The sequence below is a fragment of the Rhodococcus rhodochrous genome (assembly GCF_014854695.1).
GTDB lineage: Bacteria > Actinomycetota > Actinomycetes > Mycobacteriales > Mycobacteriaceae > Rhodococcus.
This window is the reverse complement of record NZ_CP027557.1, coordinates 519,841-543,319: the sequence shown is the minus strand read 5'-3', so window position 1 is coordinate 543,319 and position 23,479 is coordinate 519,841. Positions and strand designations below refer to the sequence as shown.

The window sequence follows — 23,479 nt, the reverse complement described above, 5'->3', positions numbered from 1 at the left end:
GGCCACTGTTCTGCGGGGAAGACGGTCACCGGCGCAGGATCAGATCCAGGGCCTCGGCACGCGACGCCGAACTGGTCTGGAACAACCCGCGCACGGCGGAGGTGGTGGTGCTGGCGCCGGGCTTGCGGATGCCGCGCATCGCCATACACAGGTGCTCGGCCTCGACCACGACGATCACACCGCGCGGCTGCAGCTTGCGCATCATGGCATCGGCGATCTGGCTGGTGAGGCGTTCCTGGACCTGCGGGCGCTTGGCGTAGAGGTCCACGAGACGCGCCAGCTTCGACAAGCCGGTGACGCGTCCCGTCGGGCCCGGGATGTAGCCCACGTGGGCGACCCCGTGGAACGACACGAGGTGGTGCTCGCACGTCGAGTACATCGGGATGTCGCGCACGAGGACGAGTTCCTGGTGACCTTCGTCGAAGGTCGTGTCGAGGACCTCGTCCGGGTCCGTGAACAGTCCCCCGAACACCTCACGGTAGGCGCGGGCCACCCGGGACGGGGTGTCGCGCAGACCCTCGCGGTCCGGATCCTCACCCACCGCGATCAGCAGTTCGCGCACGGCCGCTTCGGCTCGGGCCCGGTCGAACGTACGTCCCGCGTCCACGCTCAACTCGTGGGTCGTCACGTCCTCCGGGTCGGAACCCGTATCCGATTTCAGGTGGTTCACCGACACCCGCTCGCCCTCCACTCTTCGCTCACTCGTCTCCATCGGAACCGACGGTCCCGATGTGCGCCCGGTACCGGACTCACCGACACGGATCAGTGCCGGCCGGCCGGGCCTTCCCACCGTTGTGTGGGAGGAGGCTCGGGAGTGCCGTAACCATCGCGCGGTTGCGAGTCTCCCACGTGGTTCTCCCCGCGGTGCGCATCTCCCGCACCGTTGTCGCCGGAGTCCGACGGACGGTCGGCGTCCTGCGGCTCCTGCGGACGCCCGAAACTCTGCGTTTCCTGGGCCTGTCCGTAGCTGGGTTGTCCGTAGCTCTGGGGGTTCTGACCCTGAGGTCCCTGCGGATACCCGTAACCCTGCGGTTGTCCGGAGCCCTGCGGCCCGTGCCCCTGCTGTTCCTGCGGGGTCTGCTCGCGCGGCGGCCAGCCGGGAGCCGACCATCCGGCGGGAGCGCCGTAGTCGGGCCGCGTCGCGTGCCGTGGACCACCCGGGTACGGAGCCGCCGGCTGGAAGCCCGGAAGCGGCTCGGAGGCCGGGACCGGCTGCGACTGCGGTTGGGGCTGTGCCTGCGTCTGTGGCTGGGGGTAGCCGTTCGCAGGTTGGTACTGCGGCTGCGCGCCCGGCTGGTAACCGGCGGGAGCGGGCACCTCGCCCTGGCCCGGATACTGCGGATGCTGATGCGCCGGCTTCGTCAGCGACGGCGGTTCCGGCGGCCACGGCTCGCCACGCTCGGCCGCGAGCTCGGCGGGTGTCTTGATCGGCGGCTTGTCGGACGGGACCCGATCACCGAAATCGTTGAAGGTCGTGATCCGCGGACGCTTCTTCACGTCGGCCAGGATCCGGTCGAGGTCCTTGCGGGTCAGCGTCTCGTGCTCGAGCAGCTCGGCCGCCAGCACGTCGAGGGCGTCGCGGTAGTCGTTGAGGATCGCCCACGCCTCGGTGTGCGCGGCCTCGATGAGGTTGCGGACCTCCTCGTCGATCTCGCGTGCCACCTCGTGCGAGTAGTCGGACTGCACCCCCATCGACCGGCCGAGGAAGGGGTCGCCCTGTTCCTGGCCGTAGCGGACGGCGCCGAGCCTCGCGCTCATGCCGTACTCGGTGACCATCGCACGCGCGATCTTCGTGGCCAGGTCGATGTCGGACGAGGCGCCGGTGGTGGGCTCGCGGAAGACGAGCTCCTCCGCGGCACGACCACCCATCGCCATGACGAGGCGCGCGATCATCTCCGAACGCGTCATCAGGCCCTTGTCGTCCTCGGGCACCGTCATCGCGTGACCGCCGGTGCGGCCGCGGGCGAGGATGGTGACCTTGTAGACGGGCTCGATGTCGGGCATCGCCCACGCGGCGAGGGTGTGACCGCCCTCGTGGTAGGCCGTGATCTTCTTCTCGTGCTCGCTGATGATGCGGCTCTTGCGGCGGGGACCGCCGATGACGCGGTCGACCGATTCCTCGAGGATCGCCTCGGTGATCACCGTGCCGTTCTCACGGGCGGTGAGCAGGGCGGCCTCGTTGACGACGTTCGCGAGGTCGGCGCCGGACATGCCCACCGTGCGCTTGGCGAGCGCACCGAGATCCGCATTGGGATCGATCGGCTTGCCCTTCGAGTGCACGGCGAGGATCGCCCGGCGACCGGCGAGGTCGGGGTTCGTGACCGGGATCTGACGGTCGAACCGGCCGGGACGCAGCAGCGCCGGGTCGAGGATGTCGGGGCGGTTCGTCGCGGCCATCACGATGATGCCGGAGCGGTCGCCGAAGCCGTCCATCTCGACGAGGAGCTGGTTGAGGGTCTGCTCGCGCTCGTCGTGCCCACCGCCGAGGCCGGCGCCGCGCTGGCGGCCGACCGCGTCGATCTCGTCGACGAAGATGATGCAGGGGGCGTTCTGCTTGGCCTGCTCGAACAGGTCGCGCACGCGGGAGGCGCCGACACCGACGAACATCTCGACGAAGTCCGAACCGGAGATCGTGAAGAACGGGACGCCCGCCTCGCCGGCGACGGCGCGTGCGAGGAGGGTCTTACCGGTGCCGGGAGGGCCGTAGAGCAGCACGCCCTTGGGGATCTTCGCGCCGAGTGCCTGGTAGCGCGCCGGGTTCTGCAGGAAGTCCTTGATCTCGTAGAGCTCCTCGACGGCCTCGTTGGCGCCGGCGACATCGGCGAAGGTCGTCTTGGGCATGTCCTTCGACAGCTGCTTGGCCTTCGACTTGCCGAAGCCCATCATGCCGCCGCGGCCACCGCCCTGCATGCGGCTCATCACGAAGAAGAACACGCCGAGCAGGATGATCATCGGCAGGACGAACAGAAGGATCGACGTCAGCCAGCTCTCCTGGGTGACGTTCGTGTCGTACTTCTCCGCGCCCGACGCGGCGACGAGGTCGAAGATCTGCTCGGAGGCCGACGCGGGGTACTTCGCGATGATCTCGGTGCTGCCCTCGGTCGCGTCGTTGCCGTTCTCGAGCCACAAGCGCACCTGCTGCTCGCGGTCGTCGATGCGGGCTTCACTGACGTTCTGCGATTCGAGTTGAGCCACCGCGACGGACGTGTCCACCTGAGTGAAACCGCGCGTGTCGTCGCCGAAGTAACTGAAGGCGTAGATCACCAGCAGAATGCCGGCGACGATCGCCAGATTACGGAACACTGTCTTGCGGTTCATACAGGTTCGGCCCGAGCGGCCGGTCCTTTCGATCGAGTTCGTCGGGGTCTCGCAGTCGCGGCGCTTCGCGCCCGGGGTGGCCGCATGCCGCAACGGTCACTGACCAGGCAACGCAAGGTTACCGCGTAGCAACGAGCAGTCGCCCCGGCACCGGCCGGAGCCGACACCGGGAAGACGTCGTAATCGACAACGATCGGGACGGAACCGGAGTTCCCCGGGCCGGGGAACTCACCACCCGGCTCGACCGGAGGTCAGCTGCTGTAGACCTTGGGATCCAGCGTGCCGATGTAGGGCAGGTCGCGGTAGCGCTCGTCGTAGTCGAGGCCGTAACCGACGACGAACTCGTCCGGGATGTCGAATCCGACGTCCTTGACCTCGACGTCGATCTTCACGGCCTCCGGCTTGCGGAGCAGCGTGACGACCTCGAGCGACGCGGGGTTGCGCGTCGAGAGGTTCTTGAGCAGCCACGACAGCGTCAGACCCGAGTCGATGATGTCCTCGACGATGAGGACGTTGCGACCGGCGATGTCCTTGTCGAGGTCCTTGAGGATGCGCACGACACCCGAGGACGAGGTCGACGACCCGTACGAGCTGACGGCCATGAACTCCATCTGCGTCGGGATCGGCAGAGCGCGCGCGAAGTCGGTCATGAAGAAGATGGCGCCCTTGAGCACCCCGATGAGCAGCAGATCGCCTTCCGGCGCACCCACCGGGTAACGCTCGGCGATCGACTGCGCCAGCTCTGCGGTCCGCTCCTTGATCTGTTCCTCGGAGATCAGCACCGACGCTATGTCGTTCTCGTACACCGGGGTCCTTCCCTACCTTCTGCTGCCGGTCGCCCGGGTCTCGTCCGGTCGACGTACTCCACGGCAAGCGTGCCACGCCGACGCGACACCACCAACCTCGTCCCCGTCCGCGGGCCCCGCCCGACCGCGACCGGGCCCTGTCCGCGCCACGCCACTACCAGGTCGTCGACCGCTCGCAGCATCGTCTCGTTCGGCGTGGCGGTGTGATCGATCAGCCACGATCGGAGGGCTCTGCGTCGTACTGCGGCGGGAGCCGCCGCGAGTGCGTCGGTGTCGAGCAGGTCGTCCTCGCGCCGCGCCGTCACGAGCAGGTCGTCGGCCCAGACATCGAGGGCGTGACCGTCGTCCTGCAGTTGCCCGGCCGTGCGCGCGAGGGCTTCGGCGACGCCGCCACCGAGCACGTCCTCGAGCAGCGGCAGTACCTCGCGGCGCAGACGCACGCGCGTGAACCGGTCGTCGGCGTTGTGCGGATCCTCGTACGGGCGGTAGCCGAGTTCGTCGCACGCCCGGCGGGTCGTGTCGCGGCGCACGCCGAGCAGCGGCCGGCCCCACGGCGGGTCGAAGGGCGCCATCCCGCGGATCGAACGCAGACCCGATCCGCGGCCGAGACCGAGCAGCACCGTCTCGGCCTGGTCGTCGAGGGTGTGCCCGAGCAGCACGGGCCGTCCGTCGCGGTTCTCGTCGAGCGCCCGGTAGCGGGCCGCGCGCGCGGCGGCCTCGATGCCTCCCCCGCCGGTGACGTCCACGCCGACCATCGTGACGGTCGCGCAGCCGCGGGCCCGGGCGAACTCCGCGGCCCGCGCGGCGACGACCTCGGAACCGGACTGGAGACGATGATCGACGACGACGACGTGCACCGCGTCGGTCTCCGCGACGGCCGCGGCGGTCAGGGCTGCGGAATCGGCCCCACCCGACAGCGCGACGGTCACCGCAGCGGTCGGGTGCGCGCCCAGCCAGGCCCGCACGGCGAGTCGCACCTCGTGGATCGCCGGGGCCTCGGGCAGCAGCGGACGATCGGCCGACGGTGAAGCCACGATCAGCTCAGCACCCGCGCGATCCACGCGTCGGGATGGTCGATCTCGGTCAGGGTGGGCAGGGCGTCCGGACCGGACCACACGGCGTTGAAGTCGTCCATGCCGACCTTCGCGACGACGGCGTCGACGAACTTCTTGCCGTGCACGTACTGGGCCATCTTGGCGTCCATGCCGAGGACGAGCCGGATGAGGCGATGCACCGGGCTGCTGTTGCGGTGCCGCCGGTTGTCGAACGCGCGCCGGATCCGCGCGACCGACGGGACCACGGCCGGGCCGACACCGTCCATCACATGATCGGCGTGTCCTTCGAGCAGCGTTCCGAGCGCGAGGATCCGGTCGAACGACTCGCGCTGAGACTGTGCTTGCAGCGCCCGCACGACACCGAGCATGCCCCGCTCCGACATCGGCTTGTCGCCGGGAGTGCGTAGGTCCTTCACCGCGGACACCACGCGGGTCGCGACGTCGCCCATCGGTTCCTCGACCGCGGTGGCGAGGTCGGCGGCGGCCTCGCGCATCAGCTCGGCCATCCACGGTGCCTGTGCGAACTGCACGCGGTGGGTCACCTCGTGCAGGCACACCCACAGCCGGAAGTCGGCGGGCGGCACCTTCAGGGCGCGTTCGACCGCGACGACATTGGGCGCGACGAGCAGCAGCGAACGGGAGAACGGGTCGTACTGTCCGAGCACCGCGGACGACAGGTAGGCGAGCATGGCGCCGGCCTGCGCGCCCGCCGGTTTGCCCACCCAGCGCCGGGAGGAGCCGGCCGGATCGTCGCCCGATGTCGCGGTGAGGTCGGCCATCGACGCTGCGGCCGCACGCACCCAGCCCGGCCGGTCGACGACCTGCGCGGGCGGCGGCTCGGTTCCGTCGTCGAGACGTGTGTGCTCGCGCACCGGTCCCTCGGCGCGCGCGGCGGCCGAGAACAACTCGTCCTGCACCGCGTCGCGGGTGTACCGCGACATCGCGGGTTCGGAGCGGGTGAGGCGCACGCCGACCCCGGCCGCGAACGACCAGTCGATCGCGTCGCCGAGTGCCCGCTCCTTGCCGGTCATCGGCAACCGCACTCACGGAGTACCGACGCCACGGCGTCGAGGGCGGGCCGGGCCTCGCTCGGGGACCTGCCGTTGGAGAGCAGCGCGAACGACAGCACGCGGCCGTCGGAGTCGACCACGTATCCGGTGAGTCCGTTGACCTCGGTCAGCGTGCCGGTCTTCGCGCGCACCCATCCGGCTCCGGCACGGGTCGTGGTGCCGTAGCGATCGGCGAGCGTGCCGGTCGCTCCGGCGACGGGAAGATAGTCGAGCATGGGCCGCAGCTCCGTCCTGTCCGGTCCGGCCGCCTCCGAGATCACGCGATCGAGCGTGCGAGCGGGGATCCGGTTCTCGACCGAGAGCCCGCTGACGTCGCGCAACGTCACTCCGGTGACGTCCAGACCCGCTTGCTGCAGGGTACCGGTCACAGCCTTCGTCGTGCCCTCGAACGAGTGCTCGTTGCCGGTCGCGACCGCGACCTCTCGTCCGATCGTCTCCGCGAGGACGTTGTCGGATCGGCGCAGCATCTGGCCGAGACGCACGGTGAGCGGCGCCGACTGGACCGACGCCATGGGCGCCGCGCCCGGCGAGGCGGACCCGGGCGCGACCCGCGCCGGATCGGCGCCGAGCGCGGTCGCCAGTGCGCGTCCGGCGTCCAGAGCGGGCGTCGCACTGCGGGGCGATTCGTCCTCGAGCGGGTTCGACCGGCCGCCGTCGAGCATCACGGGTTCGATGGGCGCGACGTAGCCGTCGCCGACGTCCTGCGGGAACCAGCCCGGCGCGAGCGGATCTCCGCTGTACAGGCTCGTGTCGACGAGGACGGTCTCGACCGTCGCGCCGCTGCGCCGGATCTGTTCGGCGAGGTCGGCGACGCGGGGGCCACCCGGGTAGAAGCTTTCCTGTCCGGGCGGCATCGCCGAGAGGGTGGGGTCGCCACCGGCGATGAGGACGATCTCCCCCGGCTTCGAACCCTCGACGACGCGCGTGGTGATCCGATGGTCGGAGGGCAGCACGAGCATGGCCGCCGCGGCGGTGAGGATCTTCGTCGTGGAAGCCGGGATCAGCGCGCGATCGGCGTCCTTCGACCACAGGACCGTGCCGGTCGTGGGGTCGGTGATCGACCCGGCGAAGTCACCGAGGCCGGGATTGTTCACGGCCCGGTCGAGTGCCGCCGCCAGCGAGGTGGGGTCGGGCATCGGAGCGTCGGGCGAGACCGCGGCGACCGCGGGGGTCGCGACCACCGGCGCCGGGGCGGGGAGTACGACCGCGCCGGCGGACGCCCGCACGTCGTAGATCGCGAAGGCCCCGCCCACGACGAGAGCGAGGAAACCCGCACCCCAGATCCCGAAGAGGATCTTCATGTTCCGTCGTCGCCTGGTTGCCAGTGAACCCTGCTTCTTGTTGCCACCCTGCCCCGTCAACACGCCTCCGCTGCATCCTGCACACACTGGTCGACCAGCCACCCGCACTTCCCGCTGCCGGCCGCATACTGCTGTGACGCACTCGGGGCCCCGGTACCTGCACCTCCAGCCTAGCGCCGCGACCGTTATCCTCTCTGCGGACCATCACCGCAGATACGGATGTCGTATCCGCCGGAAAAACACCGACGAAGTGAGGCAAGGCGTGGAGTTCGAGGTCACCATCGAGATCCCCAAGGGACAGCGGAACAAGTACGAGGTCGATCACGAGACCGGACGCGTCAAGCTCGATCGTTACCTGTACACCTCGTTCGGCTACCCGGCCGATTACGGCTACATCGAGAACACCCTCGGTGAGGACGGCGATCCGCTCGACTGCATGGTCCTGCTGCCCGAGTCGGTCTTCCCCGGCGTGATCGTCGAGGCCCGCCCCATCGGCATGTTCAAGATGGTCGACGAGGCCGGTGGCGACGACAAGATCCTGGCCGTCCCGGCCGGCGACCCGCGGTGGGATCACGTCCAGGACATCAGCGACGTCTCGCAGTTCGAGCTCGACGCGATCAAGCACTTCTTCGTGCACTACAAGGATCTCGAGCCGGGCAAGCACGTCGAGGCCGCCGACTGGGTCGGTCGCGCCGAGGCCGAGGCCGAGGTGACCGCGTCGGTCGAGCGCCTGAAGAACAACGGCGGGCACTGACACCGAGCCTTCACAACGCGGATCCCCCGGACGATGTGATCGTCCGGGGGATCCGTCGTATGCGGGGTCTACTCGCCCTTGAACTGCGGCGGGCGCTTCTCGAAGACGGCGGTGATCGCCTCGGTGAGGTCCTCCGACGGCAGGAACGCCGCGTTCCACGCCGCGACGTAGCGGAGGCTGTCGTCGACCTGCGGCGAGCGCGTGTGGTCGAGGACGTTCTTGATGCCCTGGACGACGAGCGGCGGGTTGGCGGCGATCTCCGCGGCGGTCGCGTGGGCGGCGGCCAGCACTGCGTCGGCGTCGTCGTGGACGTCGTTGACGAGACCGATCTTCTCGGCGCGGGTGGCGTCGATGTCCTTGCCCGTGAGCGCGAGCTCGCGGACGTGACCGTCGCCGATGATGAGCGGGAGCCGGGCGAGGGTACCGACGTCGGCGACCATTCCGACCTTGACCTCGCGGACGCTGAACTTCGCATCGGCGCTCGCATAGCGGATGTCGGCGGCGGAGATGAGATCGACCGCTCCGCCGATGCACCAGCCCTGGACCGCGGCGACGACCGGCTTGCGGCAGTCGGCGACGGCCGTGATGGCCGCCTGCATGTTCTTGATCAACGTGTGGAAGTCCGTGCGCGGCTTCGCGAGCGCCTTGCCGGAGACGACGGCGCCGAGGCTGCCGCCCATGGCGACGAGGTCGAGGCCGTAGGAGAAGTTCCGGCCGGAACCGGCGAGGACGACGGCGCGGACCTCGGGGTCGGCGTCGAGCTCACCGAAGAGGACGGGCAGTTCCGCCCAGAAGTCGGGACCCATGGCGTTGCCCTTGCCGGGGCCGATGAGCGTGACCTGTGCGACGTGATCCTTGCGTTCGACGGTGAACGCTTTCCAGGGCGAGTGATCGGACATTACTGAAGAGTAACTTGTGGATCTTCGTTTCGCACCGACCCCACGACACGACACGACGACGACGCGTCCTCGGAACCGCGCCCATCGCGCGGCGATTTTCATACTCTTGATCCATGACCAGGTCGCTGCATCCGAACGCCCACCGCGTGTCGGACACGCTCATCTCCCGCGGCCATCACGGTCTGATCGTCCAGCAGCCGGAGACCGTGCACACCGCCGAGCAGGCCGCTGCCGCGGTGGGTGTGGAGGTGGGCGCGATCGTGAAGTCGCTCGTCTTCCTGCTCGACGACGATCCGATCCTGTTGCTCGTGTCCGGCGCGCACCGCGTGTCGGTCGAACGGACCGGCGAGCGTCTCGGCGGCGAACTCGTGCCGGCCTCCCCCGATCTGGTCACGGAGGTCACGGGTCAGCCACTCGGTGGCGTCGCACCGCTCGGTCACCCCACGAACCTTCCCACCTACATCGACCGTGCGCTGCAGCACTATCCGGATCTGTGGGCATCGGGTGGGTGCCCGAACACACTGTTCCGGACCGTCTATTCGGAGCTCATGCGCATCACCGCAGCGATCGACGTCGACGTGGACTGAGACCGTCCACCTACCGGTACCGCCGGCATCTCCACCCGGGTACACTCTCCGTCGTGACAGTCCGAGCGTGGAGCCGCAGGCATGTCGACCTGTGCCGTACCCGCTCGTGCCTCTGTGCGTTCTGAGATCCGCACCATCCCTTCCTCTTTCCCGGCGCCGCACTGCTGCGGGTAGTTGCCTGCCCGGCGCCGTTCACCTTCCGACCAGCGGAGCCCTTCCATGACCACGTCCTCCATCGAGAACCCGGCCGGCAGCTCGGTCGATTCCCCCGAACTCGTTCTCATCGTGCAGATCTCGGACACGAACGCCGGATCGGCGGGCGATCTCGCAGCCCTTGCCGACGCCCTGCGGGAGACCGCGCTCGATCTGCTCCCGGGTGCGCGCACCCACACCCTCCTCAGTCCCGGCCCGACCCCTCTGGTGATCGATCTGCCGGCCCGCGGACTGGTGCTCGACAATCAGCGGGTCGAGTTGAGTCACAGCGAGTTCGAGATCCTCGCGCATCTGGTTCGCCGGCCCCGCGTCGTGGTGTCCCGCGCGGCGCTGCGGCCGCTCGGCGCCGGTTACTCCGAGAACGACGACGTCGACAGCGACCGCGGCAACCGCAGTGTCGACGTCCACGTCTCCCGGATCCGTTCCAAGCTGGGACGTTTCGGCAACATCATCACGACCGTGCGTGGTTCGGGTTACCGGTTCGATCCCGATCCGCGCGTGCACGTCGTCGAAGTACTCGACCGCCGCACGGCGTGAACGCATGCGAAGGAGGGGCAGGAGTCGAACACCTGCCCCTCCTTCGTGATACCGACCGATGTCAGGAAGCGCGCACGGACGCCTGGGCACCTTCACCGAACCGGCGCAGGACCTCGACGACGGTCGGTGAGACCTCGATGAGGCCGCGCGACTCCAGCCACGGCAGCGTTCCGTCGACGAGATGCTCGACGGTGAACGGCGCGGCGAGCGGGATCAGCGTGACGCCGTCGGCGACCTGCACGGCATGGATGTCGGCGATCAACCCGGCGAGACCGTGCGGCGTTCCGACATAAGACAGCGTGCCGGCCTCCCCGCGAGTCGATTCCGGGCGGGTGCGCCGGGTGCGGGCGGTGCGGGCATCGGAGGCGAGGACGACCTCGACGTCGACGAGCACCGTGACCGAATCGGGATCGCGCCCCTCCCCGGCGGCCTCCGCGCGGATGCGGTCGCGCAGTTTCCCGGCCTCACGCAGGTCGGCGGCACGCACCCGCACGACGTTGGATGCATCGGCACTGAGGTCGAGCGGCGGGTCGCCGGCACGCCCCAGGGTCAGGTCGGCCCAGTAGTCGGGCCCGGAGTGACCGGCGAGTTCGACGGCGACACGCAACGGCCGGACGGTTTCGGACTCGACGACGGCCGGGTCTGCGGTGGCCGGATCTGCTGATCCAGGGGTGACGGTGGATGCGACGGACATGGGATGCCTCTCGGTACGGGCCGCGGAGCGGCACGGAGGGATCGGCCTGTGAGCCGGAAGACTGTGAGGAGAAGACCTTCAGTCCGGACAGATTCCCGATGCCGTACGGCAGAGGTCGACATGGCGACGGCACCAGCGTGCCGCAGCGATCGCCCTCGTCCGTTCCATGCGAATTACCCTACTTATCCTGTGGGGAATTGTCGACCGCTAGACGCACGGAGATGCGTCGCCATCGGTCGCCCCGAGACCGGGACGCGTCTCCGGCGAGGGATTCCACACGCCGTCGGTCTTCGCGTGCACCCACGTCGGCCCGCTCTCGACCAGCGACCGGAGCGCTCCGAGGAGCCGCTCGACGTCAGCGGACGAGCTGCCGAGCCCGAGCGACGCCCGGACGGCACCGCCGGCGCGACCGACCCGCGCGAGCAGCGGGTGGGCGCAGAAACGTCCGTCACGGACGCCGATGCCGTGCTCGGCGGACAGATAGGAGGCGACGTGGCCGGGCTCGTAACCGTCGACCGTGAAGGTGACGATGCCGACGCTGTCGGCCGAATCGTTCCACAGCCGAAGCACTTCCACACCGTCGATGGTCTGCAGACCGTCGACGAGCAGGGCGCACAGGGCCTCCTCGTGACGGGTCACCGCGTCGGAGTCGAAACCGGCGAGCGCATCGCACGCGGCGGCAAGAGCGGCGACACCGAGCACGTTGGGGGTGCCGGCCTCGTGACGTGCAGGGGCGCAGGCCCATTCGGTGTGATCGAGGCGCACCTCGCGCACCGCGCCGCCACCGGCGAGATACGGCTCGGCGGCGTCGAGCCAGTCTCGGCGGCCGACGAGCGCTCCCGCACCGAACGGCGCGTACAGCTTGTGGCCGGAGAACGCGAGGTAGTCCACACCGAGCTCGGCGAGATCGACACGGCGGTGGGGCACGAGCTGCGCACCGTCGACGAGGATCCGGGCGCCGGAAGCGTGTGCGAGCTCGGCGAGTTCGGCGATCGGCAGGACCTCACCGGTGACGTTGGAAGCACCGGTGACGGCGAGCAGGGCCGCGGGGGCACGCTGCAGTTCGACCGCGAGGCGCCACACCGTCTCGGAGACGGTGTCCGCGGCCTCGACGATGCGAGAATTCTTCCAGGGCAGCAGATTCGCGTGATGCTCGATGTCGAGCACGACGACATCGCCGGGCACCGCACTCGCGAGCAGGTTCAGCGAATCGGTGGTGTTGCGCGTGAAGACGACGACCTGGTCGTCGGCCGCGCCGACGAAGCGCGAGACGGACGTGCGGGCGTCCTCGTAGGCGGTGGTGCTGATCCGCGAGGCGTATCCGGCGCCGCGGTGCACGCTCGCGTAGAAGGGCAGCAGCTCCGTGATGCGGTCGGTGACGGCGGACAGCGCCGGTGCGCTCGCCGCGTAGTCGAAGTTCGCGTAGGTGCAGGTACCACCCTGGACGAGCGGAACCTGCACGTCACAGCCGGAAACGGTGGCGAACGGAGCGATGCAGGTGGTGGCGGCTACAGCAGTCATGACAAATCCCTCGTGTACTCGGGGACCCGCCGGTGACGCCTACGACGGAGAATTCTCGTCGCCGGCGGAGTCCGCGCTTGCCGTGTCCGGTAGTGGATTCACGGCCCGGTCGTCACCCGGAGCACCCCACCGCGGTTGGAGGGTTGCCGACCAGCTAGCCGGGGCTTGACGCTGGTACTCATGACCTGGCGAAGAGAATGGCAGGACGACCGAGCCGTGTCAACCCCGCACCGCTCCGCGTCGCCCGGCACCGCACGACGCCGACACGCGTTCTGCGCGCCGAACGTTCACCTGCCGTCCACCCGGACGTGAGATAACCGGAAGCACCATCGAGCAGAAGGACCCGCGGAGTTGCCAGCCATAACCTCGACCCCCGTCGGCCGGTCCCCCATCCCGGACGAGTTTCTCCGCGCGTCGCACGCTCCACCCGCCCGCACCCTCGTCGACCTGCTGCGGAGCACTGCCGAAGCACATCCCGACGCCCCCGCGATCGACGACGGCTCGACGGTCCTCGAATACGCCGAACTGGCCGAGGCGGTGATCGCGGGTGCGTATGCGCTGAACGACGCGGGTGTCGGGGCCGGCGACAGGGTCGGGGTGCGCATGACCTCCGGGCGCAGCGACCTGTATGTGACGATTCTCTCCATTCTCGCCGCGGGCGCCGCGTACGTCCCCGTCGACGCCGACGATCCCGACGAGCGGGCCGAACTCGTGTTCTCGGAAGCGCAGGTCACCGCCATCGTCACCGACGAGGGCATCGGACCGGGCACGGCCGCACCGTCGGGCACCCCGGTGGTACGGGGTCCGAACCTCGACGACGACGCGTGGATCATCTTCACCTCCGGTTCGACCGGGACACCGAAGGGTGTCGCCGTCACCCACCGCAACGCGGCGGCCTTCGTCGACGCGGAAGCACGGATGTTCTGCCAGGGGGCGCCGCTCGGTCCCGGCGACCGGGTCCTGGCCGGCTTGTCGGTGGCGTTCGACGCCTCGTGCGAGGAGATGTGGCTCGCGTGGCGGCACGGCGCCTGTCTGGTTCCGGCGCCCCGCGCGCTGGTCCGCTCCGGCATGGATCTCGGGCCGTGGCTCGTCTCGCGCAACATCAACGTCGTCTCCACGGTGCCCACCCTCGCGGCGATGTGGCCGGCCGAAGCCCTCGAGGCGGTGCGTCTGCTCATCTTCGGTGGCGAGGCCTGCCCACCCGATCTCGTCGAACGTCTCGCCGTTCCGGGACGCGAGGTGTGGAACACCTACGGACCCACCGAGGCGACGGTCGTGGCCTGCGCGTCGCTGATGGACGGCACCGGACCGGTCCGCATCGGCCTGCCCCTCGACGGATGGGATCTCGCCGTCGTGGACGCCGACGGCAACCCCGTCGAGGAGGGCGCGACCGGTGAACTCGTCATCGGCGGTGTCGGTCTCGCGCGCTACCTCGATCCGGCGAAGGACGCCGAGAAGTACGCTCCCATGCCCACTCTCGGCTGGGACCGCGCCTACCGCAGCGGTGATCTCGTGACGCTCGACCGCGCCGGCCTGCTGTTCCAGGGGCGCGCCGACGACCAGGTCAAGATCGGTGGCCGCCGCATCGAACTCGGCGAGGTCGACAACGCGCTGCAGAACCTGCCCGGTGTGGCGGGCGGCGCGTGCGCGGTCCGCAAGACGGTCGCGGGACATTCGATCCTCGTGGGATACATCGCCTCCACCGATCCGGACTTCGACATCGCGTCGGCCCACGACCTGCTGTCCGAACAACTCCCGGCCGCGCTCGTCCCGCGACTCGCGCTCGTCGACGAACTGCCCACCCGCACGTCCGGCAAGGTCGACCGCAACGCCCTGCCGTGGCCGCTGCCCGGCGCCGATGCCGACTCGGTGGAAGCACTCGGTCTCGATCCCACCGCCGAATGGGTCGCCGAACTGTGGACCGACATCCTCGGCGCCCGGATCGAGGGCGTCGACGACGACTTCTTCGAACTCGGCGGTGGTTCCCTCGCGGCGGCGCAACTCGTCACGGCGCTGCGGAGCCGGTATCCGGAGATGACGGTCGCGGAACTGTACGACCACCCGAGGCTCGGATCGCTCGCCGTCTATCTCGACGAACTCGCGCCGACGGAAGCGGCGACACCGCGTGAGGTGATGCCGGTGCCGCGACTCGCCCAGCTCGGGCAGATCGCGGTGACCGCCGTCCTCACCACCCTCACCGGACTGCAGTGGGTGACGTGGCTGGCGATCCTGAACAACGTCGTCGCGTTCGTCGTGGACGTGCCGTGGACCGTCACCCTGTCGTGGTGGTGGGTCGCGTTCGGTGTCCTGCTGTTCCTCACGCCCGTCGGGCGCATGGCGATCTCCGTCGCGGGTTCGCGTCTGCTCCTGCGCGGCATGAAGCCCGGAAGCTACCCCCGCGGCGGGAGCGTCCACCTCCGGCTGTGGACGGCCCTGCGACTGTCCGAGGCCGTGGGTGCCGTGAACATCTCGAGCGCTCCCTGGATGCGCCAGTACGCGCGGGCGCTGGGAGCGAAGGTGGGCCGCGACGTCGACCTGCACAGTCTTCCGCCCGTCACCGGCCTCCTCGAACTCGGCGACGGTTGTGCCGTCGAGCCGGAGGTGGATCTCGGTGGCTACTGGGTGGACGGCGACGTCGTCCACATCGGAAGCATCCGGATCGGTGCCGGTGCCACGGTGGGCGCCCGATCGTTCCTGGCCCCCGGTGCGCGGATCGGTAAGAACGCCGAAGTGGAGGCCGGATCCGCGGTGTTCGGTCGCGTGAAGGCCGGGCAGAACTGGTCGGGTTCCCCCGCCCGCAAGGCCGGCAAGGCCGATCGGCCGTGGCCCGCCGCGACTCCGCCGCGGGGCGGCAGGTGGGTGCCGGTCTACGCGCTGTCGTCGATCCTGCTCGGCGGCCTGCCCGTCGTCTCGATCGCCGCCGGGGTCGCGCTGCTCGTGTGGTGGGTGCACGACACCCCCACCGTCTCCGACGCCGTGGTGCACTCCCTGGCGATGCTGCCCGTCGCGGCGCTGCTGACGATGTTCGTCTTCGCCCTGCTCACCCTGATGGCGGTGCGGCTGCTCGCCGTCGGGATGACAGAGGGCTGGCATCCCGTGCGCAGCCGCGTGGGCTGGCAGGTGTGGTTCACCGAGCGCCTCATGGATTCCTCGCGCACCTTCCTGTTCCCGCTCTACGCGTCGATGCTCACCCCGATCTGGCTCCGATTGCTCGGCGCCGACATCGGCAAGGACGTCGAGGCGTCGACCGTGCTGATGGTCCCCAAGTTCACGAAGGTCGCCGACGGAGCGTTCCTTGCCGACGACACGATGGTCGCCTCCTACGAACTCGGCGGCGGATGGCTGTACATCTCGCATGCGAAGGTCGGCAAGCGCGCCTTCCTCGGGAACTCGGGCATGGCGGCGCCGGGGCGCCGGGTCCCGAAGCACGGGCTCGTCGCGGTGCTCTCCGCGGCTCCGGAGAAGGCGAAATCCGGCTCGTCGTGGCTGGGCAGTCCCCCGGTGCGCCTGCGGCGCGCGAGCGGCGACAGCGACGCGAGTCGCACCTTCGAACCGCCGCTGAAACTCAAGATCGCGCGTGGCGCGGTGGAGACTTTCCGGCTCGTGCCCATGGTCGTCACCTACGGCATCGGGCTCGGTGTGCTCTTCGCCCTCAACACCCTCGCCGTGCACCTGGGCTATCTCGCCGCTGCGCTGCTGGGCGGTCTCGTGCTCATGGTGGCCGGAGCCGTGGCGTGCCTCGTGACCGTGATCGCGAAGTGGCTCGTCGTCGGTCGGATCGGACGCGTCGAGCACCCGCTGTGGAGTTCGTTCGTGTGGCGCAACGAGGTCTCCGACACCTTTGTCGAGACCGTCGCGGCACCGTGGTTCGCCCGGGCCGCGGCGGGCACCGCCGTGATGAACCTGTGGCTGCGCGCGCTGGGGTCGAGGATCGGCCGCGGTGTGTGGTGTGAGAGCTACTGGTTGCCCGAGGCCGACCTGGTGTCACTGGGCGACGGTGCGACCGTCGAACGCGGTTGTGTTGTACAGACCCACCTGTTCCATGATCGGATCATGTCCATGGACACCGTGACCCTCGGCGCCGGCGCCACGCTCGGCCCCCAATGCGTCGCGTTGCCCGCCTCGGGCATCGGCGACGGCGCCACCGTCGGCCCGGCCTCGCTGGTGATGCGCGGTGACGTCGTCCCGCCGTCCACTCGCTGGCAGGGCAATCCGATCACGCCGTGGACCACGCCGAACGACTGGTCACCGCGGTGAAGCCCATCAAGGCCGCCAAGCCCGTCGCGCCGGTCGCCGCGGACCGGCCGCTCGACCCCTATCTGCCCGAGAGCGGGAACCGCGGCTACCGGGTCTCCCGCTACGAACTCGAACTCACCTACAAGGTCGTGTCCAACCGACTCGACGGCCGGGCGAAGATCATCGCCACGACGACGGACGTGCGCGCCGAGTACTCGCTCGATCTCGCGCGATCGATGCGGGTCGCGAAGGTGACCGTCAACGGCCGACGTCCCGCCAAGTTCGCGCATCGCGGTGGCAAGCTCACCGTCACCCCCGCCGAGAAACTGCCCGCCGGGGCGGTCCTCGTCTTCGGTGTGCAGTACTCGGGGACTCCCATCCCGCTGCGGACCATGTGGGGTGAGGTCGGCTGGGAGGAACTCGACGAGGGGTCGCTCGTCGCGAGCCAGCCCAACGGCGCACCCACCTGGTTCCCCTGCGACGACCATCCCGGTTCGAAGGCCACCTACCGCATCGCGGTCACCACCGACGCTCCGTTCGTCGCGATCGCGAACGGCACGCTGGTGCACAAGACCACGAAGGCGAGCCGCACCACCCGGGTGTACGAGCAACCCGAACCGATGGCGACCTATCTCGCCACGGTCCAGACCGGACACTACGAGATACGCACCCTCGCAACGGAACCCGTACCGCAGTACGGAATACACCCGCCTCGCCTGCGCGCGGAGTTCGATCGGGACTTCGCTCGCCAGACCGAGATGCTCGAGTTGTTCACACGCCTGTTCGGCCCGTACCCGTTCGCGCACTACACCGCTCTGGTGACCGACGACGACCTCGAGATCCCCCTCGAGGCACAGGGATTGTCGATTTTCGGCGCGAACTTCTGCGACGGTACCGGCCGCGAGGAACGGCTCGTCGCACACGAGTTGGCGCACCAGTGGTTCGGCAACAGCCTCACACTGAACCGATGGTGCGACATCTGGCTCCACGAAGGATTCGCGTGCTACGCGGAGTGGCTGTGGTCGGAGAACTCGGGCGGCAGACCGGCGCATGCACACGCGCTCGACGCCCACCGGGGACTGGCCCGCAAGCCGCAGGACATCCTGCTCGAGGATCCGGGCCCGAAGGACATGTTCGACGACCGCATCTACAAGCGCGGGGCACTGACCCTGCACGCCCTGCGCTTGCAGCTCGGCGACGAGCCGTTCTTCACCCTCCTGCGGACGTGGACCGAGGAACACCGGCACGGCAACGTGACGACGGCGCAGTTCAAGGATCTCGCCGCACGCTTCTCGGAAGTCTCGCTCCGGCCGCTGTGGGAGGCATGGTTGAGCACGCGAGAGCTCCCTCCGGCACCGACCGCCTGACTCGACACCGGCTCAGGGCAGATCCACCTGCGACGCGAGCCACCGGCCGTCGACGAGTTCCATCGTCATGACCACGCGGCTGCGATCGAGTCGCGGTTCGGGAACGAGAGTGTTCGTGACGCTCTGGTCGACGAACAACAGGACCTCGACCTTCGTCGTGGTCGCGGACCTGATACCCGACTCCACGACGACACCCTCCGAGCGTGCCTGGTTGTCGATCAGCACCTGTTCGAGTTGTGCACTCGACTCGGCGTACATCTTCTCGAATTCGCCGGTGGCTCCGTCGAGTACCGCGGCGAAGTCGGCGTCGAGGTCCGCCGAGTCCACCGACGTCAACGTCACGGCGAACTGCCGTGCAGCCTCCGACGCCGCGCGGGCGGCGTCCTCCACGGCGCGGGCGTTCCGGAGTTGGGTTCCCAGCACCGCTGCGGCCACCAGTCCCGCCACCGCGACGAGCACGAGCAGAAGGAGGGGAATCCGCGCGAACCACCTTCTTCTCGAATTCTTCTCGGATACAACCGTATCCGTGTCGTCGGTCGTCTCGGTTCCGTCCGTGCGGGTCGCGGTGTCGGTGCTCATGTCGGTTCTCCTGGGTTCTGCACGATCGTCGGGCACAGGTCAGTTCGGCACTGTCGGTCCGCCGTAGTCGAGTGGGACGCTGTACGGCCCGACGGGAGCCGGGTCGGACGTACGGAGCGGATCGACGCCGGGCGGCATGGTCGCGGCGCCCTCCTCACCGGGAGGACGCGGCGCGTTGCGGGCGCCGCGCACGAGCGTCGACGGGTCGGGGTCGGTGCAGTAGGTGTACAGATACGGCTCCGGATGATCCGCGATCGTCGGTGGTCGTCGCGGCAGGTCGTAGTCGCACGAGTTGCGGGGATAGATGTTCACCAGCGCCCAGATGCCGCCGTCGCGGAAGGCGGTCATGAGCGCTTCGAGCGTCGACCCGTCCCGATCGCTCGGGAAGAAGAACTCGTTCAGGGCGGGGACACGCACGTGCGCCATCTGCGCCACCGTCGTCAGGTTGCCCAGCAGTTGCACCATCGTCGGGGAGTTCTCCGCGAGGAGAGCGTCGACGGAGTGCATCGTCGCGGGTGTCCTGTCGACGAAACTGCGGAATCCCTCGTCCATCGATTCGACTCCGCCGAGCAGGGTCGACATCTCCCCCGACATGCCTTGCAGTCCGGGTGCGGCATCCGCGAGTGTGCGGAGCACGATCCTGCCGGAGCGCAACAACGAGACCGTCTGCGGCAGAACCCCGTCGAGCGTCGAGATGAGGAAGGTTCCGCCCTCGACGATGTCGGTGAGTTTGCGCGGACCCTCCGGTCCGACACCGAGTTCCTCCACGATCACCCGCAGCGAGTCGGGGTCGATCTGGGCGAGCATGCCGTCGAGGTCGTGCATGAGGGTCGACAGCGGAACGGGTGTCGCGGTGTCCTCGGCCGAGATCTCGGCGCCGTCCTCGAGATAGGGGCCGTCGTCGCTGTCGGGACGCAGGTCGAGATACTGCTCGCCCGCGAGCGACAGGCCCGCGACGCGAATTTCCCCACCCGCCGGAATCCGTGCCCGCGAATCGATCTCGGCGACCGCGACCACCCCACCCTCCGTCAGGTCGACGGACGAGACCGTACCGACGGGAACACCGCGCAGCGTGACGTCCCGGCCGGGCAGCAAGCCGCCCGACTCGTCGAAGTGCACCCGGATCCGGTAGGTCTCGGCCGTCGGGTCCGCGTCGAACACACCGAACACCAGGTACGTCATCCCGACGACGAAGGTGGTGGCGAGGGCGACCACGGACAGTCCCAGCCGACGCGCGTAGCCGTAGCGTACCCCCGCGACGATGCCGCCGGCGGCGACCTCGACGGGGCCGCGGCGGCTCACGGACCCTCTCCGTCCAGTCGCTGCTGCAATCGCATCAGCGTGTACGTCAGCGTTCCCACGAACGCCTGCCAGTCGGTCTCGTCGGGCAGGCGACTGCCCGGGTCTCCCGAATGTCCGGGCGCGGGAACAGCGCCGATCACCAGTTGCTCGAGGTCGGCGTCGACGTTCGCCGACGTGCTGTTGGTGACCCGCATGATCGGTGCGAGCAACCGGTTGACCGAGTTCAGGCTGGCGTCCGGATGGGTCGCGGCGGCGTTCAGCTGTTCGGCGATCCGGTCGAGGTCCGCGAGGGTGCTGCGGGTGTCGGTGCCCTGCACGGACGGGAACTTCCCGATCTGTTGCCCGATCCGGTCGACCTGCCCGACGAGGTCGAGCAGCTGCGCGGTATCCGAGGCCACGACGTCGAGCGCCGGGCGCGCGGCCAGCATCACCTCGTCGATCGTCGACCGACGCTCCGCAAGGGTCGCGACGAGCCGGTCGGTGCGGGTCAGGGACTCCTCGATCTCGGCGGTGCGTGCGGTGATGAGGCCCGCCAGCCGCGTCGACTCGTCGACGAGCGTCCCGAGCCGGTCGCCGCGATCCCCCACCGCTTCCCCCAGCCCGTCGACGATCTTCGTGAGGTTCCGCAGCGCTCCACCGTTGACGAGAACCGATGCGGTGGACAGCACCTCCTCGATGGTCGCTGCTGCCGCAGTCGACGACAACGGGATCGTGTCCCCCGCAGCGAGGGCCGCGGCACCGGCCGCATCCACCGGGGGCTGCAGCGAGACGAACACGTCACCGAGCGGCGTGGCGGATCTCAGTTCGGCGGCGGTTCCCACCGGGACGGACACATCCTCGGCGATGCGCATGGTCACGATCGCGGAGTACTCCTCCACCCGCATGGACGCGACCTCCCCGACGTCCGCACCCGCGAGCTTCACCTTGGCCTTCGTCGGCAGGTTGAGCGCGTTCTCGAAGGTCGCGTGGAGCAGATAGGACTCGCCGTCCACGCCCGGTTCGGGAAGGGGAAGACTCTCGAGGCCGACCGAACAGGCGGTGGTGCCGAGAACCGACGCGGCGATCATCGCGACCACGGCCCGCGTCCGTCGTCGCCCGGTGGTGTGTCGGTGTCTCATCGTGGCAACCCCGCGATCCCCTCGAGCATCGAGGCGATGCCGAAGCCCGGGCCGAAGTCCTTCAGGTTTCCGGAGGTGCACCCGTGGTCGCGCATCTCCAGCGCCGCGCATACCTGGGAGACGAGATGTCCGTCGAAGAAGACCTTCTCGAGCTGGGCGTGGACGCGGGCCGCACCGTGTTCCTGGTCGATCGCGTTGTACGCGTTGCCGAGGAGAAGCGGTGACAGATCGAGGAATTCGGCGACCTCGTTGCGGTAGTCGACAAGCGCGCGGGTGACCGATTCGGCGTTCGTCACCGTCGAGTGCACCTCGTCGCGGTGGGTCTCGAGCAGTTGCTCGGCGTGCGCGAGGATCTCGTTGAGTTTCGTTCCGGTGTCGCCGGTTCCGACCCGGGCGTCGGCGAGGACCGTGCTGAGTCTTCGCGTGGCTTCGCCGAATTCACGAATCTCGACGTCGTTGGCGGCGGCGATGTCCGTCAGGGCGGAGAGGTTGTCGACGATGGCGGTGATCTCGTTGCCCGTCACCGCGCCCTTCTCGGCGCTCATCCGCAGTGCGTCCGACAGACGGCCGAGAGCGGCCCTGATACCGACGCCGTTGCCTGCCGTCATCCCGGTTCCGACATCGAGCAGTCGTGCCACCGGTCCGTCGCCCGTCCCGTCGCCCTCGAGTTCGAGGGCCAGGGTGTCGGCCATCGCGAGCAGGCGGTCGAATTCGATCGGGGTCCGGGTCCGGTCCAGGTCGATCACCGCGCCGTCCGCGAGGGTCGGTCCGCCCTGGTAGGCGGGGGTCAGTTCGACATGCCGGTCGGTGAGCACGGAGGTCGACACGGCCACCGCCCGGACGTCGGCAGGTACCTCGACACCGGCGTCGATCTCCATCGCGACCGCGACGTGAGTGCCCTGCGGTTCGATCGTCAGCACGCGCCCCACCGGTATCCCGAGGATCGACACCTCGTTTCCCTCGTACAGACCGGCGGCGTTGTCGAACCGTGCGGTGACGGTGACGGGCCGATCCGGTGACAGGACCCGGTCGAGCACGAGGGCTCCCGCCAGTGCGACGATCGCGACCAGCACGATCCCCTTCACCATCGTCTTCACCGTCATCGGCACTCCCCGAGATAGTCGCGCAGGCTCGGCTCGCCGGTCTGCCCCACGAGGGCGCACATCCAGGAGTCGATCATCGGTCCGGCCGGCGCCGTGAAGTCGACCTCGTTGCCCGTCCCCGACGCGTTGGTGAAGTTCCGGATCGGGACGGGCAGGATCTGGAGGATGTTGCGGAGCAACGCGTCGTTGTTCGCGAGGGTCTGCAGGAACTCGTCGAGATCGGCGATCATCGCGTCGACGTGCGTCCGGTCCTCCACGACGACCGAGTGCAGGGAGTTCACGAGCTGGGTGGTCGAATCGAGCAGGCGCTGAACCAGATTGCGGCGGTTCTCGATCTCGGCGAGCATGCTGTACCCGTCGCGGACGAGGACACCGAGACTGTCCTGCTGGGCGCGCACGATGGTGGTGATCGACGCGGTCGCCTCGAGGATCGACCCGATCTGCCTGCGTCGGTCGGCGAGGGTGCCGGAGAGACTCTCGATGTTCTGCAGGACCTGCGGGAGAAGCTCGGGTACGCCGTGGAGTTCGTCCGCCATCAGCGTCATCGTCTCCCCGAGACGTTCGGCGTCCACCTGCTCGAAGGTGGTCGTCGCGTCCGCGAGCAGCTCCTGCAGGTCGTAGGGAACGACGGTGTTCTCGAGGGGAATCCTGTTGTCGGTCAGGGGTTCTCCCCCTGCGGGTTGCAGTTCTAGATAGCGGGATCCGAGCAGTGTGGTGAGCTTGATCGACGCCACGGTGCCGGATCCGAGTTCGACGTCGCGGTCGATGTCCATCGCCACCACCACGTGATCCCCGGCGAGTCGCGCTCCTTCGACGGTTCCCACCTGGACACCGGCGATCGTCACGGCGTCGCCGGCGCTGATCCGGGCCGCCTGCGCGAACTCGGCCTCGTAACGCACGGAGGAGAATCCGATGCGGGAGACGACGACGGTGGCGGCCAGCGCGAGGACGATCACCACGACCGCCACGGTCCCGATGACCAGAGGATTGCGATCTTCGAGGGTCGGTTTCCGCGTCAC

19 protein-coding genes and 1 riboswitch are annotated in these 23,479 nt (G+C 69.1%); of the genes, 5 read left to right on the top strand and 14 right to left on the bottom strand.

What is annotated here, in order from left to right; translation table 11 throughout:
- Nucleotides 1-25 precede the first annotated feature (25 nt).
- The 6 genes from folE to dacB form a co-directional block, all read right to left on the bottom strand.
- Entirely contained in the window at nt 26-712 is a 687-nt protein-coding gene (folE, locus tag C6Y44_RS02440; RefSeq protein WP_269072366.1) for a GTP cyclohydrolase I FolE, read from the bottom strand.
- A 50-nt stretch (nt 713-762) separates the two neighbouring features.
- Nucleotides 763-3,318 (bottom strand): ATP-dependent zinc metalloprotease FtsH, encoded by a 2,556-nt coding sequence (gene ftsH, locus C6Y44_RS02435; protein ID WP_192378620.1) that lies wholly within the window; start codon nt 3,316-3,318, stop codon nt 763-765.
- A gap of 251 nt (nt 3,319-3,569) precedes the next feature.
- The gene (gene hpt, locus C6Y44_RS02430; protein WP_060653514.1) at nt 3,570-4,124 is read right to left on the bottom strand and encodes a hypoxanthine phosphoribosyltransferase; all 555 of its coding nucleotides are present in this window, start codon (nt 4,122-4,124) and stop codon (nt 3,570-3,572) included.
- A complete protein-coding gene (gene tilS, locus C6Y44_RS02425) occupies nt 4,106-5,158 on the bottom strand; it encodes a tRNA lysidine(34) synthetase TilS (RefSeq protein WP_225623704.1) in 1,053 nt (350 codons plus the stop codon). Before tilS ends, hpt begins: the two co-directional genes overlap by 19 nt.
- Nucleotides 5,159-5,160: 2 nt before the next feature.
- Nucleotides 5,161-6,210 (bottom strand): zinc-dependent metalloprotease, encoded by a 1,050-nt coding sequence (locus C6Y44_RS02420; protein ID WP_174246945.1) that lies wholly within the window; start codon nt 6,208-6,210, stop codon nt 5,161-5,163.
- Nucleotides 6,207-7,550, bottom strand: a complete 1,344-nt coding sequence (gene dacB, locus C6Y44_RS02415; RefSeq protein WP_159416845.1) for a D-alanyl-D-alanine carboxypeptidase/D-alanyl-D-alanine endopeptidase — start codon at nt 7,548-7,550, stop codon at nt 6,207-6,209. Before dacB ends, C6Y44_RS02420 begins: the two co-directional genes overlap by 4 nt.
- 262 nt (nt 7,551-7,812) lie before the next feature.
- Between dacB and C6Y44_RS02410 the strand changes: the two genes are divergently transcribed.
- The gene (locus C6Y44_RS02410; protein WP_016933994.1) at nt 7,813-8,304 is read left to right on the top strand and encodes an inorganic diphosphatase; all 492 of its coding nucleotides are present in this window, start codon (nt 7,813-7,815) and stop codon (nt 8,302-8,304) included.
- A 68-nt stretch (nt 8,305-8,372) separates the two neighbouring features.
- Here the strand turns inward: C6Y44_RS02410 and C6Y44_RS02405 are convergent, their stop codons facing one another.
- Nucleotides 8,373-9,203, bottom strand: a complete 831-nt coding sequence (locus tag C6Y44_RS02405) for a crotonase/enoyl-CoA hydratase family protein (RefSeq protein WP_120281251.1) — start codon at nt 9,201-9,203, stop codon at nt 8,373-8,375.
- Nucleotides 9,204-9,316: 113 nt separating this feature from the next.
- Between C6Y44_RS02405 and C6Y44_RS02400 the strand changes: the two genes are divergently transcribed.
- Entirely contained in the window at nt 9,317-9,790 is a 474-nt protein-coding gene (locus C6Y44_RS02400) for a YbaK/EbsC family protein (RefSeq protein WP_120281250.1), read from the top strand.
- A gap of 219 nt (nt 9,791-10,009) precedes the next feature.
- A complete protein-coding gene (locus tag C6Y44_RS02395; protein ID WP_159416846.1) occupies nt 10,010-10,540 on the top strand; it encodes a winged helix-turn-helix domain-containing protein in 531 nt (176 codons plus the stop codon).
- Nucleotides 10,541-10,601: 61 nt separating this feature from the next.
- Here C6Y44_RS02395 and C6Y44_RS02390 read toward each other — a convergent pair whose 3' ends face one another.
- Together C6Y44_RS02390 and C6Y44_RS02385 are read right to left on the bottom strand one after the other, a co-directional pair.
- Nucleotides 10,602-11,234 (bottom strand): hypothetical protein, encoded by a 633-nt coding sequence (locus tag C6Y44_RS02390; RefSeq protein ID WP_174246946.1) that lies wholly within the window; start codon nt 11,232-11,234, stop codon nt 10,602-10,604.
- 207 nt (nt 11,235-11,441) lie between these two features.
- Complete coding sequence (locus tag C6Y44_RS02385; RefSeq protein ID WP_120281248.1) at nt 11,442-12,755, bottom strand: aminotransferase class V-fold PLP-dependent enzyme; 1,314 nt, start codon at nt 12,753-12,755, stop codon at nt 11,442-11,444.
- A 68-nt stretch (nt 12,756-12,823) separates the two neighbouring features.
- Nucleotides 12,824-12,941: riboswitch (SAM riboswitch) on the bottom strand.
- 165 nt (nt 12,942-13,106) lie between these two features.
- On the opposite strand from C6Y44_RS02385, the gene C6Y44_RS02380 reads away from it, so the two are divergent.
- Together C6Y44_RS02380 and C6Y44_RS02375 are read left to right on the top strand one after the other, a co-directional pair.
- A complete protein-coding gene (locus tag C6Y44_RS02380) occupies nt 13,107-17,012 on the top strand; it encodes a Pls/PosA family non-ribosomal peptide synthetase (RefSeq protein ID WP_159416847.1) in 3,906 nt (1,301 codons plus the stop codon).
- Nucleotides 16,979-18,358 (top strand): M1 family metallopeptidase, encoded by a 1,380-nt coding sequence (locus C6Y44_RS02375; protein WP_159416848.1) that lies wholly within the window; start codon nt 16,979-16,981, stop codon nt 18,356-18,358. The genes C6Y44_RS02380 and C6Y44_RS02375 overlap by 34 nt, the downstream gene beginning before the upstream one ends.
- Nucleotides 18,359-18,370: 12 nt before the next feature.
- Here C6Y44_RS02375 and C6Y44_RS02370 read toward each other — a convergent pair whose 3' ends face one another.
- From C6Y44_RS02370 to C6Y44_RS02350, 5 genes are read right to left on the bottom strand one after another with little or no spacing between them, the layout of a single operon-like run.
- Entirely contained in the window at nt 18,371-18,937 is a 567-nt protein-coding gene (locus C6Y44_RS02370) for a hypothetical protein (protein ID WP_159416849.1), read from the bottom strand.
- Nucleotides 18,938-18,976: 39 nt separating this feature from the next.
- The gene (locus tag C6Y44_RS02365) at nt 18,977-20,239 is read right to left on the bottom strand and encodes an MlaD family protein (RefSeq protein ID WP_159416850.1); all 1,263 of its coding nucleotides are present in this window, start codon (nt 20,237-20,239) and stop codon (nt 18,977-18,979) included.
- Nucleotides 20,236-21,357, bottom strand: a complete 1,122-nt coding sequence (locus tag C6Y44_RS02360; RefSeq protein ID WP_159416851.1) for an MlaD family protein — start codon at nt 21,355-21,357, stop codon at nt 20,236-20,238. Before C6Y44_RS02360 ends, C6Y44_RS02365 begins: the two co-directional genes overlap by 4 nt.
- Nucleotides 21,354-22,460: an MCE family protein gene (locus C6Y44_RS02355; protein WP_159416852.1), complete on the bottom strand. Its 1,107-nt coding sequence runs from the start codon at nt 22,458-22,460 to the stop codon at nt 21,354-21,356. Before C6Y44_RS02355 ends, C6Y44_RS02360 begins: the two co-directional genes overlap by 4 nt.
- Complete coding sequence (locus C6Y44_RS02350) at nt 22,457-23,479, bottom strand: MCE family protein (RefSeq protein WP_225623703.1); 1,023 nt, start codon at nt 23,477-23,479, stop codon at nt 22,457-22,459. Before C6Y44_RS02350 ends, C6Y44_RS02355 begins: the two co-directional genes overlap by 4 nt.

Excerpts from the sequence above, each read along its gene's own strand:
- folE (WP_269072366.1), bottom strand. The coding sequence starts at position 712 with ATGGAGACGAGTGAGCGAAGAGTGGAGGGCGAGCGGGTGTCGGTGAAC.
- ftsH (WP_192378620.1), bottom strand. The coding sequence starts at position 3,318 with ATGAACCGCAAGACAGTGTTCCGTAATCTGGCGATCGTCGCCGGCATT.
- C6Y44_RS02420 (WP_174246945.1), bottom strand. The coding sequence starts at position 6,210 with ATGACCGGCAAGGAGCGGGCACTCGGCGACGCGATCGACTGGTCGTTC.
- dacB (WP_159416845.1), bottom strand. The coding sequence starts at position 7,550 with ATGAAGATCCTCTTCGGGATCTGGGGTGCGGGTTTCCTCGCTCTCGTC.
- C6Y44_RS02405 (WP_120281251.1), bottom strand. The coding sequence starts at position 9,203 with ATGTCCGATCACTCGCCCTGGAAAGCGTTCACCGTCGAACGCAAGGAT.
- C6Y44_RS02400 (WP_120281250.1), top strand. The coding sequence starts at position 9,317 with ATGACCAGGTCGCTGCATCCGAACGCCCACCGCGTGTCGGACACGCTC.
- C6Y44_RS02395 (WP_159416846.1), top strand. The coding sequence starts at position 10,010 with ATGACCACGTCCTCCATCGAGAACCCGGCCGGCAGCTCGGTCGATTCC.
- C6Y44_RS02390 (WP_174246946.1), bottom strand. The coding sequence starts at position 11,234 with ATGTCCGTCGCATCCACCGTCACCCCTGGATCAGCAGATCCGGCCACC.
- C6Y44_RS02385 (WP_120281248.1), bottom strand. The coding sequence starts at position 12,755 with ATGACTGCTGTAGCCGCCACCACCTGCATCGCTCCGTTCGCCACCGTT.
- C6Y44_RS02370 (WP_159416849.1), bottom strand. The coding sequence starts at position 18,937 with ATGAGCACCGACACCGCGACCCGCACGGACGGAACCGAGACGACCGAC.
- C6Y44_RS02360 (WP_159416851.1), bottom strand. The coding sequence starts at position 21,357 with ATGAGACACCGACACACCACCGGGCGACGACGGACGCGGGCCGTGGTC.
- C6Y44_RS02355 (WP_159416852.1), bottom strand. The coding sequence starts at position 22,460 with ATGACGGTGAAGACGATGGTGAAGGGGATCGTGCTGGTCGCGATCGTC.